Source organism: Shewanella maritima, assembly GCF_004295345.1.
GTDB lineage: Bacteria > Pseudomonadota > Gammaproteobacteria > Enterobacterales > Shewanellaceae > Shewanella > Shewanella maritima.
Map to the genome: position 1 here is coordinate 1115518 of NZ_CP036200.1, position 18708 is coordinate 1134225.

The 18708-nt window shown below is 44.1% G+C and carries 18 protein-coding genes; 9 read left to right on the forward strand and 9 right to left on the reverse strand.

The annotated features are described in order from the left end of the window. The first annotated feature begins 268 nt into the window (after window positions 1-268). On the forward strand, window positions 269-1696 hold the full coding sequence (locus tag EXU30_RS04680) for a tetratricopeptide repeat-containing diguanylate cyclase (protein WP_165398968.1): 1428 nt from the start codon (window positions 269-271) through the stop codon (window positions 1694-1696). Window positions 1697-1726: 30 nt separating this feature from the next. Further along, window positions 1727-2815 (forward strand): 2-dehydropantoate 2-reductase, encoded by a 1089-nt coding sequence (locus EXU30_RS04685; RefSeq protein WP_130598051.1) that lies wholly within the window; start codon window positions 1727-1729, stop codon window positions 2813-2815. Between the two features lie 60 nt (window positions 2816-2875). Here EXU30_RS04685 and EXU30_RS04690 read toward each other — a convergent pair whose 3' ends face one another. Further along, a complete protein-coding gene (locus EXU30_RS04690; protein WP_130598052.1) occupies window positions 2876-4045 on the reverse strand; it encodes an alkane 1-monooxygenase in 1170 nt (389 codons plus the stop codon). Window positions 4046-4297: 252 nt separating this feature from the next. On the opposite strand from EXU30_RS04690, the gene EXU30_RS04695 reads away from it, so the two are divergent. Further along, window positions 4298-5104: an oxidative stress defense protein gene (locus EXU30_RS04695; RefSeq protein WP_130598053.1), complete on the forward strand. Its 807-nt coding sequence runs from the start codon at window positions 4298-4300 to the stop codon at window positions 5102-5104. 217 nt (window positions 5105-5321) lie between these two features. Further along, window positions 5322-5777, forward strand: coding sequence for a GNAT family N-acetyltransferase (locus tag EXU30_RS04700; RefSeq protein ID WP_130598054.1), 456 nt, complete (start codon window positions 5322-5324; stop codon window positions 5775-5777). On the opposite strand, the gene EXU30_RS04705 is transcribed toward EXU30_RS04700, so the two are convergent. From EXU30_RS04705 to lgt, 4 genes are all read right to left on the reverse strand, one after another. After that, the gene (locus EXU30_RS04705; protein ID WP_130598055.1) at window positions 5778-6422 is read right to left on the reverse strand and encodes a cob(I)yrinic acid a,c-diamide adenosyltransferase; all 645 of its coding nucleotides are present in this window, start codon (window positions 6420-6422) and stop codon (window positions 5778-5780) included. 156 nt (window positions 6423-6578) lie between these two features. Next, window positions 6579-6884, reverse strand: a complete 306-nt coding sequence (locus tag EXU30_RS04710) for a hypothetical protein (protein WP_130598056.1) — start codon at window positions 6882-6884, stop codon at window positions 6579-6581. Window positions 6885-6959: 75 nt separating this feature from the next. Beyond that, window positions 6960-7349, reverse strand: coding sequence for a DUF3224 domain-containing protein (locus tag EXU30_RS04715; RefSeq protein ID WP_130598057.1), 390 nt, complete (start codon window positions 7347-7349; stop codon window positions 6960-6962). A gap of 369 nt (window positions 7350-7718) precedes the next feature. Then, window positions 7719-8510, reverse strand: coding sequence for a prolipoprotein diacylglyceryl transferase (gene lgt / locus EXU30_RS04720; RefSeq protein ID WP_130598058.1), 792 nt, complete (start codon window positions 8508-8510; stop codon window positions 7719-7721). A gap of 156 nt (window positions 8511-8666) precedes the next feature. Here lgt and EXU30_RS04725 point away from each other — a divergent pair, with 156 nt between their 5' ends. The 4 genes from EXU30_RS04725 to EXU30_RS04740 all read left to right on the forward strand — a co-directional run bounded on the left by EXU30_RS04725 (window position 8667) and on the right by EXU30_RS04740 (window position 13241). Continuing rightward, window positions 8667-9506, forward strand: a complete 840-nt coding sequence (locus EXU30_RS04725; protein WP_130598059.1) for a pseudouridine synthase family protein — start codon at window positions 8667-8669, stop codon at window positions 9504-9506. A 32-nt stretch (window positions 9507-9538) separates the two neighbouring features. Further along, on the forward strand, window positions 9539-10366 hold the full coding sequence (locus EXU30_RS04730) for a YccT family protein (protein WP_130598060.1): 828 nt from the start codon (window positions 9539-9541) through the stop codon (window positions 10364-10366). Window positions 10367-10452: 86 nt separating this feature from the next. Continuing rightward, on the forward strand, window positions 10453-11046 hold the full coding sequence (locus tag EXU30_RS04735; protein WP_130598061.1) for a GNAT family N-acetyltransferase: 594 nt from the start codon (window positions 10453-10455) through the stop codon (window positions 11044-11046). Continuing rightward, window positions 11043-13241: a hypothetical protein gene (locus tag EXU30_RS04740; protein WP_130598062.1), complete on the forward strand. Its 2199-nt coding sequence runs from the start codon at window positions 11043-11045 to the stop codon at window positions 13239-13241. The genes EXU30_RS04735 and EXU30_RS04740 overlap by 4 nt, the downstream gene beginning before the upstream one ends. An 88-nt stretch (window positions 13242-13329) precedes the next feature. Here the strand turns inward: EXU30_RS04740 and EXU30_RS04745 are convergent, their stop codons facing one another. The 3 genes from EXU30_RS04745 to EXU30_RS04755 form a co-directional block, all read right to left on the reverse strand. Beyond that, window positions 13330-13713, reverse strand: coding sequence for a hypothetical protein (locus EXU30_RS04745; protein WP_130598063.1), 384 nt, complete (start codon window positions 13711-13713; stop codon window positions 13330-13332). Window positions 13714-13856: 143 nt separating this feature from the next. Beyond that, window positions 13857-14696, reverse strand: coding sequence for an alpha/beta fold hydrolase (locus EXU30_RS04750; RefSeq protein ID WP_130598064.1), 840 nt, complete (start codon window positions 14694-14696; stop codon window positions 13857-13859). Window positions 14697-14748: 52 nt separating this feature from the next. Further along, window positions 14749-15798 carry a M14 family zinc carboxypeptidase gene (locus EXU30_RS04755; protein ID WP_130598065.1) on the reverse strand — a complete coding sequence of 350 codons (1050 nt, stop codon included), beginning with the start codon at window positions 15796-15798 and terminating at the stop codon, window positions 14749-14751. Between the two features lie 643 nt (window positions 15799-16441). On the opposite strand from EXU30_RS04755, the gene EXU30_RS04760 reads away from it, so the two are divergent. Further along, window positions 16442-17110 (forward strand): GIY-YIG nuclease family protein, encoded by a 669-nt coding sequence (locus tag EXU30_RS04760; RefSeq protein WP_130598066.1) that lies wholly within the window; start codon window positions 16442-16444, stop codon window positions 17108-17110. Window positions 17111-17341: 231 nt separating this feature from the next. Here EXU30_RS04760 and EXU30_RS04765 read toward each other — a convergent pair whose 3' ends face one another. After that, on the reverse strand, window positions 17342-18706 hold the full coding sequence (locus tag EXU30_RS04765) for an ammonia-forming cytochrome c nitrite reductase subunit c552 (RefSeq protein ID WP_130598067.1): 1365 nt from the start codon (window positions 18704-18706) through the stop codon (window positions 17342-17344). Between the last annotated feature and the right edge of the window lie 2 nt (window positions 18707-18708).

Consider the following 18708-nt stretch of genomic DNA (forward strand, 5'->3'; position numbering starts at 1 on the left):
CTGTTCATTCTCACTTAATGCAAATTACATAGATAATTTGCTTGATAAAGCAGAGAGCTTACGCTCAAGTGATCCCACAACTTTTCAAGAAATTTTAGAAGAAATTAGTAACAAAACAGCTGATCTTACGCCAAATCAGCTTAGTCATTACAAATATTTGCAGGCATACATGAAGTCCTTCCAAGGAGACTTTAAAGAAGCTGTCAAACTATATACTCAAATCTCTAGTGATAATTCCAGCACACCTCTAATTAAGTTCAGAGCCAATATGTCACTAGTTAATATCTACGCGATATCGAATGAATGGAATGAGGGATTAAAGCACCTGTTATTGTCACAACAAATGCTTCCTCAAATTAAAGAGAAGCAGTATCAAGATATCCACTCGGTGATTACTGGCGTGTTTTACAATCAACTGGGACAGTACGAACTTGCTCTAGATTATTCGACAAAGCTAATTCAAAGTGAGACTTCTACAAGAAACCGATGTTTAGCCAATAGTTTAATTACCGAAGCTAGCTTTAAATTGAGCAAAACAAATTTAAGCAAAGATATCTTCACTGATGCCATTGCAGCATGCGAAGAGGCTGCAGAACCTGTTGCTCTAAGTTCGATCTATTCATATCAAGCAGCGTACGAAATTAAAAACAACCAGTATGCTGCCGCCAAGCAAATTTTAGAAAAAGCTCAACCACTAATCGAATCAACCAAGTACCCGCCCTACTTAGCTTATTTCTACAGCCTACTGTCACAAACCCATTTCGCGCTAGGTAACAAAGAGGCAGCTGAAAGCTTCGCGCTGCAAACCCTAAGCTATGCTGAGACTTTAGGTAGCTCAGAGCCAAAAGTTATCGCCAATCAAGTGCTTTATAGTTTGGCTGAGCAGCGTGGTGACACCGAAGCAGCATTGAAGTATTTCAAACAATACGCTGAGGCTGACAAAGCCTATTTAGACGATATAAAAACTAAACACCTTGCATTCCAGCTAGCACAACATAGAGCCGCCGAGCAGCGCAGTCACATCGAGTATTTAAGCCAGCAGAATAACCTGCTGTTACTAAAACAGAAATACGACAAGGTTCAGGCTGAGAATAACCGCCTGTTCATCGCCCTACTCATCCTCGCCATTTCGTTACTGTCGATTTTCGCTTATCGCAGTAAAACAACTCAGGCTAAATTGCGTCATCTGGCACAAAATGACGGTTTAACCGGTCTGTTTAATCGTCGCCACTTCACTCAAGAAGCAAACCGCGCGATTGCCAAATGCCTTAAGTACTCACAATCAGGCAGCTGTATTTTGTTCGACCTGGATAAGTTTAAGTCCATCAATGATACCTACGGCCACAAAACCGGTGACTGGGTGCTAAAACAAGTGGCGCAGCACTGTAAACCTATGGTGCGCAAACAAGATATTTTCGCCCGCATTGGTGGTGAAGAATTCTGTTTATTCTTACCTAACTGCACTAAAGAAGATGCAGCAGCGATAGCTGAAGAATACCGTGAAAAGCTCACCCAAATTAGCACGCAAGAAACTAGTTTTAGCTTCAACATTAGCGGCAGTTTTGGCGTCAGTGACTTTAGCTCGTCAGGCTCATCGCTCGATAAGCTTATTGCAGATGCGGATGCGGCGATGTATCAAGCTAAAACATCTGGGCGTAATAAGGTGTGCCAATTTAACACTGATGCCAACAGCTAACATTTTGTGTAGATAATAAAGGTGCGCTCAATGTCCCAGCTCAATAACAATAGCAACCCACATGCAGCATCTACCGTCCAAACGAGTGAGCCAACATCACCGCTGCGAATAGCCGTGTTTGGCGCGGGTGCCACTGGTTGTTATCTAGCTGGTAAGTTGTCGCAGGCAGGTTTTAACGTCACTGTTATTGGTCGTGACTACACCAAGCAATTAATTACCGAAAACGGCGGCATAGGTTTAAGTCATTACAATGGCGAAACCGACAGAGTACAAGTCGACAACGTAATTACTCGTGCCTCTGAAGCTAATGAGTTATTCGACATCATTTTTATCACTCTAAAATGCCACCACTTACCACTGGTCGCTGAAGACTTAATTGCCATCAGCCATCAACAAACCTGCATGGTGTTCATGCAAAATGGCTTAGGCAGTCAGCAGCAAATTGCTGAGCAACTAATCCCTCGCCCATGTGTGCAAGGTATTACTCAGTTCAACGTGATAACCAAGGCTAACGGTGTATACCATCAAGCGACTGAGGGCACATTTTTATTTGCCAAACACCCTCAGTTAACAGCGGTTACTACTGCGCTGGAGCAGTTAAATTCTGCACAAACAAGTGATGACATTAACGCAATCATCCACGGTAAATTGCTGCTAAACCTTAATAATGCCATCAACGCCATTAGTGATTTACCGCTAAAAACTCAACTTGAGCACGAGCCATATCGCAAGCTGCTCGCCAGTGCCATGCAAGAATGGTTGGATATTTGCGCCGCAGCCAAGTTGCCGATTGCGCAACTGACTAAGGTAAAACCAACATGGTTACCCCGCATTTTGCGTTTACCCGATTTTTTATTTACCCGCGTAGCAAAACAAATGCTCGACATTGACCCAAGTGCACGCTCGTCAATGTGGCAAGACATTCAAGATGGACGCAAAACTGAGATTGAATTTCTAAATGGTGCTGTTGCGGATTTGGGTAAACAACATGGCATCGCCACGCCTGCCAATGCAGCAATAAGCCGTGCTATTGGTCAGCTAGAGCAAGGACAAACAGTGAGTATTGAAGCAGTTTTGGTTGAGGTGCGAGCTGAGGCAAAAGTAGAGATAGAAGCTTAGATATAAGCTGATGAATCACTTGCTGGAGCGCATTAACCATTAACCATTAACTATTAACCATTAACTAGCGTGCATCGCCATATAACCTGCCATCCCTGTTTGCTGGTTGGCTTTATCAGCCAGTGCCTTTTCTGCCTCAGATGCAAATTCACAATCCCATGCCTTTAGCTTGGGGATCATCAGCTTGTGCCACAGTGGCGGGATCATCGCGATGGTGACAGTAAACAGATAACCGCTGATCATCATTGGTGCATCTTGGTAGGGTTTTAAGTCTTGATACTTAACCTGAGCTTTGGCGTGATGATGCGAGTGACGGGTTAAGTTAAACAACGACCATGAGCTAACCAGCTTATTGGTATTCCAGGAGTGATAGGCTTGCACTCGAGTACCGCGCTCACGCACCAGTCCATAGTGCTCCATGTAATTAACAATCTCCAACGTGGCTTTCGCCCACAAGGCTGTAATGACGAAAAAAGCTAAGCCTTGCCAACTCGTCAGCATACTGACAATAACAACTAGCAATACACTCATGGCATAGCCACGCAACGCTTGATTATGAACGGAGAATAAAGCTTGCTTACGCTTAGCTAATCTATGCTGCTCTATACGCCAGGCACTGATATTGCCATCAATGGTAGAGCGCCAAATATGCTGATAAACATTACGCCCTCTTGGGGCTGAGGCAGGGTCGATGTCGGTACTCACATGCCTATGATGACCAAACACATGCTCAATCGAGAAGTTCGCATCAAAGCTAAATGCGAGTAGCCAACGGCCAATGGTGAGCGATATTTTGTCATTTAATCGATGGATTAACTCATGGCCTGTCACAGTTCCAATCACACCAATGACAAAGCCAACAAACACACATAACACGAGGTTGGCATACCAGGGTGTCGCACTCTTAGCAGCGTTGGCGTTATAGCCTGTTAGCTGCTCAACAATATAGCCATAGTTAGCAATATCAGTTGGCGCGAAGTGCCAGCAAAACACAAAGGTAATCAAACAAAGCAGCGGCAAAGCAAGCCATAATTGCCAGGTCAGCAACTTAGGATACTTATACTCAGGCGTACTGGTGTCATCGCCCAAGATGCCATCACCGCCGATGTAGAATATCGTCCATAACAGATAGCCATAGACTATGTACTCCTGCCCTAGGGTGATCACTACCACGGCATACAAGCCCATTAAGTGAATGGTCATAAACTTTAAGTAATGCCATATCGCCATCTTGTTATCCTTTTCGCACGCTTATTGATTGTGGCTGATATCCTGCCTTAACAGTTAAGCCTCGATTACCACCAACCTAGTATCTAATATGACTACATTAGTTACTTTAGCAATAGTTAAATCATAGCCTCAAAAATAATTTTAAATTTTTTAACCCCTTTTCAGATCTGCTGCGTTTATAGGAATAACTTTCACAAACAACAGTCGTTAGTTTACGCAAACTAACTTCACATTATTTCTTTGGAGTATTTTATGAAGCTATCTCAAAAGCCATCTCAAAAACTGTCTCAAATGCTATCTCAAAAGCTAACTCTCAATCAGCCTCGTCTATCTACACGCCAGCCTTCTCGCCTAGCAGGTCAAATTGGTGCTGTTGCGTTGCTTATTAGCTCATGCTTTTTGTTCTCAAACGCGGCAAATGCCAGTGCGCCAGAGTTTCCTCACCTTGAAACTGTGGGTAGTAGCGAGATTTTAGTATCGCCAGATATGGCTGAAATTGTTGTTGCAGTGCGTGTTGAAGCGGCTAATGCCAAACAAGCTAAGGCTGAATCAGACAAAGCGGTTGCCGCCTTTGTCAGCAAACTAAAGCAAGCCAAAATTGCTACCAATGATATTGCTAGCGCTAACCTAAACTTGCGCGCCCAATACCATTACGACAAAGAAAATGGCAGGCAACTTACAGGTTACGAGGCGCACCGCGATATCACAGTCACTGTGCGAGACTTGAACATGCTAAATGAACTATTAGATAGTGCGCTTGAGCAAGGTATTAACCATGTAAATCAAATCAATCTTAAGTCGAGCAAAGAGGCGCAATACAAGCAACAAGCACGTGAGTTAGCGATTAAAGATGCCCGCGAAAAAGCACAAGCTATCGCCAAGAGTTTTGACACTCAGGTACAAGGAGTATGGCAAGTGCGTTATCACGACTATCAAGTCCCTAAGCGTCACACAGAAATGCGCGCAATGGCAGATGCAGGGGCAATCAACCAAAGCTATCAGCAAGGACAAATCGCCATTACCGATACCATTGAAGCGATATTTCGTTTGCAGGATTAATTGGTTAACTAACCCGTACGAACCAAGTAGATTTAACCAAGTCTTCAACCTATAAAACAGCGGCGTAGATTATCTACGCCGCTGTTTTATAATTATCGATAGTAAGACCTATGCCTTAATCCAAGTGCCCTGCTCTATATGAACTGAATCATGCGCACTTAACCATCAGTACTGAATCATGCGCACTTAACCAAACGAAAATGGAACGCGAGCCACCATGCAGTTAATTGAAGTTAGTCCAAACGATATCGCCACCGAATTACTGCTCGAAGCCGACCCATGTGTTAATAGCATCGCACGCTATTTAAATGAACAGAGTTTCTGCTTTGCGGCATATGTGCCCACCACTGAAACAGCTGTTGGGGCATGTATTGTTGATAAAAAGGCTGCGCATAGTGTTGAGATTATGAATATCAGTATTGCCCCTCAACATCAAAAGCTTGGTATTGGCACTGCGTTACTAAATTTTGTACTGGAGCAATTAAAAGCCAAAGGGGTCACTCGTGTGGAGCTTGGCACCGGCACCTTTGGTCATCAACTAAGCTATTATCAACGCTGCGGTTTTCGTGTCGATGCAGTGATAAAAGACCATTTTATTGATAACTATGACCAGCCAATTTTCGAAAACGGTATTCAACATCAGGACATGCTTAGGCTTTATATCGAGCTCTAGTTAATACTCAATCCCTTTGCGGGCTTTCAATCCTTGCTCTAAACCATGTTTGACATTGTTGACTTGTGAGACTGTATCGGCGATTTGCTTAAGCTTTCTATGCGCGCCGCGGCCAGTCAAAATAACTGATTGATTTTCTGGGCGAGCTTGAATAGCAGCTACCATGTCGTCCACATCTAAGTGTTTGCGCGCCAGAGTGTAAGTCACCTCATCAAGCAGTAGCACGTCGATCCTAGCATCGTTAAGTAGTGGCAAAGTTTGCTGCCACACTTGCTGAGTACGTACTCGCTCATGCTCGGCGCAGTAACCATCCTTAAACGAGCAGCCTGTATTCATAGTGATCACTTTAACGCCCAATTGCTCAAGCAAATTACGCTCTCCACACTCAGCATCACCTTTTAAAAACTGCACCACGGCGCAGGTTTGCCCATGGCCTAATGCCCTAAATACCATGCCAAAGCCCGAGCTGGTTTTGCCTTTACCATTGCCTGTAAGCAACACCACGCGGTGGCAGTCTTGGGTTGCAAGTGCAGATTTCTGCCTAACTTGCTTTTTAATCTGCTGATGACGCTGTGTTTGTTTAGCCAGTTTTTGTTTTTCAGCAGCAGACAGCGAACTAGATTGGTGAGTGACTGTATTAGACATGGAATAAAATGCGAGAAAAGATAAGCGAATGAGGCCGATACTAGCGCTAGCACACACTCGCAGCAAGGACATTCGTTAACGATTCATCATTACGTACGGTAACTGATGGCAAGCTATACAAGTTTTCAGATAAACAGCCTTTTACTTAACTTACGGTTAAATAAACTGTGCTTGTTTCACCTGGCCGTGAACGTCTAGATTGATCACACATTGATAAAACGAAAAGTTAATTGGGCTGCTAAAAGTAATGGTACTGCCGGTATAAGTAGGCACAATTGAATAGCGTGACAACTCAGCCGTATCGAGCTGCCTAAGTACACTGCGCTCACTCACCCCAATATGAAAATTGCCACACAAAAAATACACTTCATCACGGGCGAACTTCCAAAACGCGCCATATACAATAACTAACAATGCAAGCACTATTGTTAAGGCTAATTGCATTTGTTTCGCTAAATCCATTTATGCTGCTCCTAGGCTGGAATTAAACAATATCCATTTGCTAATTAAAGTTTGAGCCTCGACACGACTACAGCATTAAAGCTCAAAATCAAAATCGTAAAAGTGCTGACCATTCTCGCGATGAATTGCCATGCTGCCGCTCAACCCAACTAACTCACTGGTACCAGAGTCGGGCACAACCTCTAAAATCAGTTGCTCACCGCCTGCTCCCATAATGCCATAGTGCTGCAATACAAAAGTGCCCTGCCTGCCACAAAGCGTGCCATCTACTTTCTCAATTGCCACATATCCCGCCGAGCCTTTAACTGGAGTCATTACACTTAGCATGCTGCCTTGGCTTTGCGCTGTTAAATCTCCCTGATAACGTTTCAACAATTTATTTTGCCCGAGGAGATTACCGTCTGTACCAGCGATATCAACATCCATTGGTTGCATTTCAACGTCGAAAGAGCCAGATATTTTCATCAGTGTTCCTTACCAAGTATCTGTTTTGTATGACATACCCTTGTAAAAATATGTCTGTATAAAGGTATGTATAAAACATACCTCAATTTTGGCAAACAAAAACGCCTACTGGTCAACCAGTAGGCGTTTTACAACTAAAGTGCTAGATATTCGTACAATGATTGAACAAGTTATACCCTTCAGGGTCAACAAGTGAGCACTGATTAGTCAGCATAATTAATTAGAAAGGCACAAAAAAATGCAGCTGCGGGAATTGAATCATCAACGCCACAACTGCATTTTGATAGCTCAAATTAAGCTCAAGCCAGTTAAACCATGCTCTATTAAGCCACGCTCTATTAAGTCATGCCCTATAAAAATCAGGAGCTATCAGGCTTTATCAGGTTTTGCTGCGACAAATAAAGCGCGAGCAAATAGCACAATACCCACAGCTAAAAACGGCACGCTTAACGCTTGGCCTGTTGTTAAGAACTGCTCTTGGTATGCAGTTTGACTCACTTTCACCGCTTCAATTGCCCAGCGAGCGCTAAAAATAAGCAGCAGGAATAGCCCGAAAATACCACCATGTTTTTGCTTGAGTGAAGTGAAACGGTACACACAATAAAGCACGGCAAAGCTAGTGAGGTAGGCAATTGCCTCGTAAAGCTGCGCAGGATGGCGAGCAACACTATCGATGCGGGCAAACACAATGCCAAATGCTGAGTTTGTCGGCTCGCCAAGGATCTCTGAATTGACAAAGTTCGCCATGCGCACGAAAAAGCCAAAAATTGCCGTCGCAATGGCTAAGCGGTCAAGTAAGAACAAGAATGGTAGTTGCATCTTTTTGTGATAATAAAACAGCGCTAGAATCGCACCTAAACCACCACCATGACTGGCTAACCCACCTTCCCAGATATATAAAATCTTAATTGGATTACTCAGATAAAAATCAGGATCATAGAACAAGCAATGGGCAAGCCTTGCGCCTACAATGATGCCAACAACGCAATACATCAATAAATCGTCTAACGATTCTACAGGCAAGTTTTCACGCTTATAGATGTGCTTCATCACCATAAAACCAGCGGCGATGGCTGTTGCAAATAATACACCGTACCAGTGTACTTTCAGAGGCCCCAGACTAAGCAGTACAGGGTCAACGTTCCATACAAAATGTTCCAAAAGTGGTTCTCCAAATGGGTTTATCGCAGCAATCATATCCCTATCAACAGCGGATTTCGAGTTAACATTATTTGAATCTTGTGCCTAAACAAATAAATAACGTAAGATCGCCTTTATTCAATGGCTTTGCCGCGATCAATCACAACAAACTACCCCATGACCCAAAGCAAAATAGAGTGCCATATTAAGGTAAGCCAGCCAGACCAGGATGCAGTGAGTCTGCTTGCTGAGCAAACCAAGTTGTCAAAACAGGTGATTAAAAATGCCATGCAAAAAGGTGCGGTATGGCTTACTCGTGGTAAGCAAACCTCGCGCTTGAGACGTGCCAAAAAAGCACTAGCTGTGGGTAACGAGCTACACCTGTACTACAACGCCCATATTCTTGCGGAGCAAGTTACTCCAGCAAAAATGCTATTTGATGAAGGGCAATACAGCTTGTGGTACAAGCCTTACGGCATGCGTTGTCAGGGCTCAAAATGGAGCGACCACACAACGATTGATCGCTTTGTTGAGCTAAACGCCACGCCGCAGCGCAGTGCCTATCTAATTCATCGACTAGACAGAGCTGCAACAGGCTTGATTATTCTTGGGCATACCAAACAAGCAACTCGCGACATTGCAAAAATGTTCGAAACCCGCAATTTGAGCAAACATTATCAGGTTATCGTCAATGGTCGTTTCCCTGATGATGAAGTCACCATTAATACCGATGTTGATAATAAACCTGCGTTATCGCGAGCCAGACGTTTGCAATACAACAGCGAGCTAGATCAATCATTAGTTCAGGTAAAAATTGAATCAGGTCGCAAGCACCAAATACGCATTCATATGGCAAGCTTAGGTCACAGCGTAGTTGGCGATCGCCTCCACGGCGATGCCGACGAAACCAGCCCAGACTTAAAACTCACCAGTTGCTACTTTGAGTTTATTTGCCCAGTAAGCAATGAGCGCAAAGTGTTCGAACTACCAGAGCAATATCGCCCCACGTTTGGCTAAATAAGCAACTTAGCTCAAAGTTGGTATTGAGTATGACACTTGGATTAAATAATCAAAGTCGCCGCCCATTTTACGCTAAGCTAAAAACACAAACTCTCATGGAGCATCTCACTATGCAAGTTCGCCTTTTAAACCGTCTGTCTCAGGTAAGTATTTTTATCGCCTTGTTAGCTGCTAATACACTTATTAGCACCAATGCGAGTGCCAACATAGATTTGAAGTATGACGACAACATTGAGCTCATTGCGGTTAACGGCGAGCTAGTTGAAGATGAGGGCACAACAAGACTAGAAGACACCAAGGCGAAACAACAGCTAGTGTTTAATGTGCGCAGTTTTTTCATGGAACGAGGCAATCGCGAGAAGTTTATCTCTGATGTAATTGTCGTAACCTTTGATACTGCCTCGGTTATTTCTACAAATGCGCTTACCCTAAGCGCGGGTACGGTGCGCTCAAAAAAGGCTGGGAAAAAGTTTAATAAAAATCCTCAAATTAGCCTTGAAACCAATACTGGCAATCAAGTTAGTTTTGTATACGACACCCTAAAGGTCAGTGGAATGCAACTTGGGCGTAACTATCAAGCAGAAATCGCAGCATATAATCAAAGTAGTGATAGAGCATCTGTAGCCGCGCTAGCACCTGCGGTTACTGTTGCAACGCCCGTGGCAGCTTCAAAAGCACAAGTACAACCCCAACCTCAATCAACGGCACCAAGTGCACCAGCACCGCAAGCTAGCACAGAAATGACAGTCAAAACCATTGAGCAAGATCAAGCTGAAATCTTACAAATGCTGGATTACTGGTACAACAAAGCAGACGATACAACTAAGGCTAAATTTAAAGACAAGATCAACAACTGATTTTCGTCGTTTTCCCTATCAGGATATCTAGTCATTTACGGGTAAGGTTTGATAGTATTTCTGAAACGATAACAATCAGATAAATCATGCAAATCCTTACCCTTACCCAAGCTCAAGGTCCACTTTGGGATCAATCAATGGCCATCTATTGTGAGGTATTCCCCCAGTGGGAGCGTGAGCCTATTGATGAAATGGCGGCTGCTGTTAATGCAGGTTCATCGCGCTGTATTGTCGCTGTTATAGACGGTAAAGCTGTTGGAATGACACTTACCGAGCTGTATCCCCAAATGAACTTTGCCCTACTGGGTTATCTGTTTATCTCGCCAAATCACCAGGGACAAGGCCTAGGTAAACAACTTTGTCAGGAATTGTTCGACTATTTTGCCAAGCGTGATGAATACCATTGGTTACTGGTAGAAGCCGAAGCTGGGCCAGAAAAGTTCTATCAACGCTTAGGGTTTATCCGCTTCAACATCGAGTTTTTGTCACCACACTACGACGATGACCAGTCAACGCCTATGGCATTGATGTATCACGCTGAGTCCAGTCTTGTTAAACCCACACCAGAAAAACTAACGAAAATGGTGGGTCATATTTTCCGTCAAAGCTATTACCTCAGTGATGACGACCCAAGACTAATTAAGCAACTTGCCCATATCCAAGCACAGGACGCATTATGAGTTTCGACATTAAATCCATTGAGCCGTTAATCCACAGCTTTTTTGGTTTTATTCAAGAAGAAGAATTTGAGAAATGTTTCCATTGGGCGAAAACCGAGTTACAAGCCACTAAATCTAGCGCCTTATCTATGGTGGAAAGCATAGAAACTACGCCAAAGATTGAGCTTAAACACTGTGAAGCCCTCACAGATGAACAAGCTTTTTTTCTGTTTGCAGCTTGTTATGGCCTAGCCAGACACGAGGTAGAAGAAAGTAACTGGTATTATCACGCCGAAACCTTAGTTCGCTCTTCAATTACTGCGCTTGAGTCTATGCCAGATTGCCGCTTGCTTAAGGTGCTAGAGAAGTTCGCTGCGATTCAAATCGATATTTGTACAATCGACCGAGGCATCTATACCAGTCAGGAATGGCTGATGCAGCAAGCCACTGAAAATATTGAAGTGTACCTTGCCAATGTTAATGCGCTAAGCAACCTGTTTAATGACGTTGAAGCTAGTATTTATTCTGAATATTTATTGCCAGAGTTTACTGCCTATAAACACTACAGCAGCGGCGTAAAAGTGGTTTCAGATTTATACGCTATTCGCTGGCAAGATCCTAAAGTGCTCACTGCAAAAATGGCGCAAAACAAGCCGCTATTCTTGCAGGCCGTTGATCAGCTTACGCAAGCCGATAAATACATTATGTCTACAGACCTCGAGTCACTTTGGCCGCCGTTAGACTTCTTTAGCGAGCAACGTAAGCCCGGGACAGGCGAGCTCTTTATCGAGCGCGGCGCCATTAGCATTTCTTATTTCGCCACGGTCAGCCACAACGTCAGCCAAGAGTTTCGTCAAGTGCTATCTGACATTATCGACAACCGCTGCCCTAACCATAAGCTTTACTTTGAACAATGGAACGACAAGGTTCCTCAGCGCAACATGCTTAACGATATCTGGTCTGGTATTTCTCAAGACTTTGCTGATATCTACTCATGGGAGTTACCCAAACTCACTATGCCATTTCGCGACAATGGCGATATTTGTACTAACCTCGAGTTTGATATTGAGCTGGTGTATTACCCGATGGGGATCTTTGCGCTTAACCTTAAAGGCCAGCTAGATAAAGTCAGCGCGAGTGGCGTGCGCCATGCAATGTCGCTAGGCACACCGTTTGCGATGGATCAGCTAATGCACTGGAATGGCCAACAAGTCGGCTTATTCCAAGAATTTGCCGATGAGCGCTTCGCCGAGGTAGCAAGTGCACTACACGCCCATTTTGACATTGAACAAACACCAGGTAACGCCCTGCTGCACTACAACACGGTCGAAAACCGTTATGTATCAACAAGACTCGATCGCATGATGGAGTACATGAACGGCGAATTCACCCCAGTTGATGCTAAAGCCCTAAAAGCCCATATAGGTTACCCTGCTTTTGTATTGCCGCAGCGAGAGCTTCGCAGTGCGGTTGATGACTGGTGTTTGCGCACAGTCACAGCCGAAGAACACAATCTAAATAAAGCCTGCTATAACCGTCAGGAATTTGTTTACACCAACCGTCATGAATGTGTTTTAGGTCTGTTGGAACAACCTAACTGGGTGCTAGACCAAAGCGCTGAAATGATGGATGTAGCTGCAGTTATTACCAATATGTTCCAACTAACGAATACTGAACTTGGCATGCAGCTCAAGAAAAATCAGCTATCGACTACACCTGCTATTAACGGTTCAAAAAAACAGTCAGCCAAAGTATTAAAAGCACGTATTGAAGTACTAAAAGCTGAGCGCAAAAGCCTGAAGCAATTTACTAGCGACGCTCACTGGCTACTGGATTTGATTAACGCTGGCAGTATGATGACCTTCCCTGATCATACTCGCATGGTAAAGCAAGTTTTTGAGTATATGGATTTTGAGAATCTTCATAGCCGCACTCAAGACACACTAGCCAAAATCCAATATCGTCAGGATGAAATTATTGCTGAAAGCGCACGTATTTATGAGCAGCTGCAAAGTCGTAATACCAAGCGCTTAACCAGTGTGCTGTCTGGCTCAATGGCACTAATTTCCGTCGGTGCACTTAAAGATATCTTCGATATTCTTAACGGCTCTAACATGGGTTTTGTGATTTCGGGTGAACTTCAGGTCAGTATTGTGACCCTATTTGCACTGCTGCTGATCATCTTGCTGATCAACAAAAACGACAATCAGAAATAGTTAACACTCATAAAGACTAAAGGCTTGCTAACACTCCCGCTTGAGAAAGTTAGCAAGCCTTTTAAATATCTAACGACCAATCGTTTGATTATTGTCCGTCTGAGTCTGCAACTTGAGAAATGGTGATCCGCTCTTGATTCGATAAACGAATTTGAATGCCGTCAACGGTAGTAATTCTTTGCATTTCAATATCTTTACGGCGTACCTGGTAGGTTTGCGATTGCCCCTCAACCGGTGATGTAATCGTCACATTCACCACAGTATTGTCTTGATACCAACCCCAGCCCCAATAGGCCATCGTCGCCACAAGTGATAAGGCTATCACGCCATAAATGCTTAACTTGGCACCCGACACCTTACCATGAGCCTGCTCATATCTTTGGGTATCTTGCTGTTGTTGTTTTCGGCCATGGCGCAAATATGCCATAGCACCAGCAATGACGAGCAATGTGATGAGTATTTTAGTTAGCACTGACTAACCCTTATCGATAGAGACAATTGCAGCAAGTGTACCTTGAATGCAACAAAATTTCTGTTATCAATAACAGAGAATTGGCATAAACACAGCACGTTAACGGTTCACAAACCGAGCTATCAACTTATGAGATATTGCGATTAGCCACTGAGCAATTCGGCGACTTCTCTTGGCTTATCTAAGGTGACATCATGCCCTGCATTGTCTATCACATGTAATTCAGCACTATAGAAGCGGCTTAAATTCTCGCTACAGTTAGTGCTTACTAACTTATCATCACGCCCCACAATCACCTGCAAAGGGCATGTTAATTGAGGAGCGTTAAACCTAGCCGCAGCCAACAGCTGCCTCGCTCCGTCAACAACTGATGTTTTATTATCATGGCGATATTGCGACCAGTCCCCAATGATTTTTGCATTTTGATGATGAAGCACTGAAGTCAGCTGCAAGGTATAGCGCTCAAACCATGACCAATGTTGGCAACGCTCAGGCTTAGCCGCTGGAGATAACAGCTGACGTTTAAATGCCGATAACAAACCCGTGATTTTAAACCTTTGATACCAAGGCGATAAATTACCCGCACTTGAGTTAAGCAAGCTCACTTTAGCCACTTTAAGTGCAACGTTTTGCGTTACTTGTTGTGTATCTTGCACTGCGACCTGACTTTGTAGCCATTCACTTTCTAACTGCCGTGCCAGCAAGGTGGCAAGCATGCCGCCCATAGACAAGCCGACAATATGCAGCGCTGGCAATTCGCTTTGCTTATCTAATGATACTATTTCCGCTAACTGCTCTCGTATCTGTGCAATCAGTGCAGGGCAATAATCTTGAAGAACGATTGGGCTTGACTGCTGCGCCAACTTGCCACTGCCGGGCACATCAATACAAATCACCTTATGCCCTAGCTCACGCAAACGCTGCTCAAACCCTGCCCAATGGCGACTGTCTCGCATTAAACCGCGTAGTAACACTATGACCATCCGTCCTCCCAAATCCGCATCTAACTTTCCGTCACTCGTGCTCGTTTAGTTTTTAGCGCTTGTACCATTTAGCGTGAGCTTGCTGACGATATTGCTCAAATGCTGAGTTTGGCATTTTCTCCAACATCTCACTATAAGCAGCATCAAGTAAAAACTGCATCAAGGTAATATGCCGACGTAAAATACGTTGATGCCGATGGCGTTGCTGTGGGTTAAAATAACCATGAAAGTTAAACACTTGCCTTGGATTCTTTTTTACCCACGCCCACGAGCCCATTTCTAGGGTTAACGGCACTAACTTTGGCAAGCTGGTCCCCCTATTTCCTGCATCAACTGAAGCTGGCATATTTTGCTGATAAATATAATCCCAAAGGTCACCATGGGTGCGATAAAACTGACTCTGGGGCGCACATTGATAGTAACTATGGTGAGGATAACCCGCATCAAACAACTGCTTTAAATACTGCACATAAGCAGCACCTGCAAATGGCGCTTTAGTGTAGGCGTTGGGAAACCATAAATGATCTAACAACCCAAACCCTGAATGCACATCAAGTGAAATAAGGCTTGAGCTGCTGTCAATTAAGCGCTGCACATAATCAATCAGCACCTGAGTTTCTAACTCAGTGTCACCTTCGCCTCGATACCAGGGTAAGTGCTTACTCACCGATTGACCACCAACCATAAAGGTCACAGGCTCAATGGCTGAAAGTGGTGCGTTACGCATTAAATCGACGTTATTGCCATTGCCACGCGTGCCTTTGAATACACCTACCGGGTTAGCAATGGGCACAAACGCAATACGCACTTTTTGCAACAACTGCTGTAAATGCACGTCCCAATCAAGGCGTTTAAGCAAGCTTGATAGAAAAGATAAAACAACCTGAGAGCCGATGCGCTCAACACCATGAATACCGCCAACAAACAACACTGTGGGCATACCTACGCCGCGAGCACCCAGCTCAATTGATTTTACAGGAAGAGGCTGACCAAGGCACATACGCTCAGCAAGGGTGTGATGACGAAACAAATGCTGATGCTGAGCGATAATTCTCGCCAGCATATCCACTTCAAAAGTCCGTTGCCTTGCAAATAATGCCATACAGTCATCATCAAGTTAGTCGTAATATCCAAGCTAGCTTGGCTATAAGACAAAGTGATGACATTGATGTAAAAACAGTGGCTTGCTAGTTTCGAGCCCCCCTTCCCCAGCAATCGATTAATGATGGCTAATGTGAGCTAAGAGTGGAAATTATGCTAGATGAGATATGTACCCGTATAAAAGTGCTCGGCTGAGTTTTAGCGGACTCGTTTATGATCCATAGGCAACTGTAGAGGCTAACAACTAAACAAGCTTGTCATTCTTCAAATTACAAAAAACTAACCAATCCGTCAGAAAGCTCATCCAGTGTATATGGATAAGAAGAGTATTTTCTACCTTCGATAATTTTCTCATCTATTAGATTTAGTTATAGATACTAAATATTACTCTTCAGCCAACTTTTTATAATCAACGTATTCGAATAACACGCATTATAAACCGTAAAGAAAAAGTAAGTACGGTGCGAGGGTGATGGAATTTAAGGCCAAGAGCATGCCTTGAGTACAGGCAGCCTCAAGTCGAGCTTGAAAGCTACGTCAGGCTGCTTAGGCGAGTGTTGCATTTGCGACTTAAATTCGCGTTTTAATAGAACTAGGTCAATGAATGCAATCAAGATAAATCGTAACACTTGAAAGGAAAAACTATGGATTTTTTAAAGATCAATCGCCACGCCCATAACCCCAACTCAGCCAAAGTATCTCACTTCGTCTATGCGCACATAAATTCAGCTGGCGAAATGTATATAGGCTTTAGCTCGGATCCTGCTAAGCGCTGGGCAGAACACATCTCTGACTCAGTTGATAAACTCAATCGTAACTATTCAGCCCCTTTCAAGGCTTCACTGCGTAAATACAGTCCCACAAACTGGAAACACTATCTAATAGCCTCTACAACTAGTGAAAAGCTAGCCCGTAATCGAGAAGCAGCTGCAATTTTATTTTACAAGCCTAAGCTCAATAAACGCCCTGAGTTAGTTCCATTCGATAGAGACTATGGCTTTCAGTCAATCGATACACAAGTCCCAGAGCGAGTAACTCTAAACAAGAAAATGACCTCTACGGTCTACGGCCGTACCAATAGCCAGCGAAAGGTAGCTCTTGGTATTATCGTCTACGAAAATGGCCGAAAACGTGTTAAATCGCTTAAGAACACTCATTTCGACGCCGGGTTGTATATCGAGTGCGCCCGTTCTGAAAGAGCAAAGTTTCAACCAGGTCAACGTGTTACTATCAACGTTGCGTTAAGCACAAAGCCCAACGGAACAAACTACTTAGTTGCAGCAAAAACTAGCCCTTTAAAACTTGTTCAATGAGCTATTCAGGGTGGTTAGCTAATAGGTCAAACATCAGTATGAATGGGACTTATAAGAAATTATTAAGTTCATGTTTATTAGTCTACCTATCAAGAATACTTGCTTTCGGGTTAAATACAGATAGGCAGCAGACTCTACGATTCGCCACCATAACATAGAGCTCTCCCACAAAAAACCGCCTAAAAAGGCGGTTTTTTTTATTATCTAACTTAGTCGCTTTATCTCAAACAACTAGTAACCCGTGCTAGCGATTGGGTCCCAGTGTTTTTCGATCTCTTGCTTGATAAAGGCGTCTTTAGCTTTTTGTGCATCCGACTCAACAAAGCCGATGGCCTTGTGGGCCGCCTCTTTGGTGCTGATATCTGGATACTGCGGCTCGCTGGCACCAATATGTCCAGCGACAAATTTAAGCACGTTACGGGCATCGGTTACCTGCTCAATCGCTTTATCTAGTAAAGCGTGACCTTCTTGTGGGTTATGAGCATATAGACCATGTGATGCCATGGCAAAATCCCAGCGCCATTGGGCATGGCGAATTCCCATAATCGCGTCATTCATCATTGGCCAAGTAGCACCAGCATCCCAGGCTGCTTTTGCTTCATAGTGAGCTTTTACAAGTAAATCCTCTACCTTGCGAGCTTTAGCATCAATGTCCTTTTTGTGCTTATCAAGGGTTGAGGTAAGCTCAGCTTGGCTCTCATGGCAGCCTGCACAAGCAGTGTCGAAATGCTGTAGAGAATTGCCCACTTGATGGTCAGTGTACTCATTACCTTTAGCATCAGTTGCAGCTGGCATGTGGCAAGTCACGCAGGTGACGTTGACTTCGGCATGTTTGCTGCGACTCCAGTGCTCAAACTCAGGGTGACGTGCTTTTAAAATTGGCGTTTTCGAAATTGGATGGATCCACTCGTAAAAACGGCGTGTGTCGTAGTATTTCTCGATATCGTCAGCCGTGTTGCCGAAAATCCACGGAATATTCACCTTGTTCTTGCGCTCGGGCTGGAAGTAATAAGTCACATGGCACTGACCACAGGTTTGCGCCCCTTGCATCGCGCTAGATTGCTTTTCAAACGGCAGGTGTACTTTTGCCATGGCGTCTTGTGCATGAGGACGTGGTAAAGCCAGCTTAGCGCTGCCATCGATATGACAATCGCTACAGTAAACCACTGACTTTATCTCTTGCCCTAAATCGACAAAGTTAGCATCACTAAATCCTTCAACACCCATTTCTTTCATCAGTCTTGGCGCATCAGGCGTTTTACAAGTCCAGCAACTTGCCGATAAACCTTTCTCGCCTGCCGGTACGGCCGTGCCAGTACGCAGAGTACGTGACACATCTGCTACCGCAAATTGGTGACCTCTTGGGCTACGGTACTCTTTGGCAAACGAGCTACCCGCCCACAAGATAATGCTGGCAGGATAATGCGCCAACATGTCTTCTGACTCAGACTGGGTTTGGGTAGCAGCCCAGGTTTCAAACTGTTTAGGAAACTTAACCTGATTAGCATCCGTTTCCGGCTGAGCAACTGCAGTGAGGGGCAACAGTAACGCCACACCACACCACTTTAAAAAACTAGTACGACTCTCTCTCATCATTT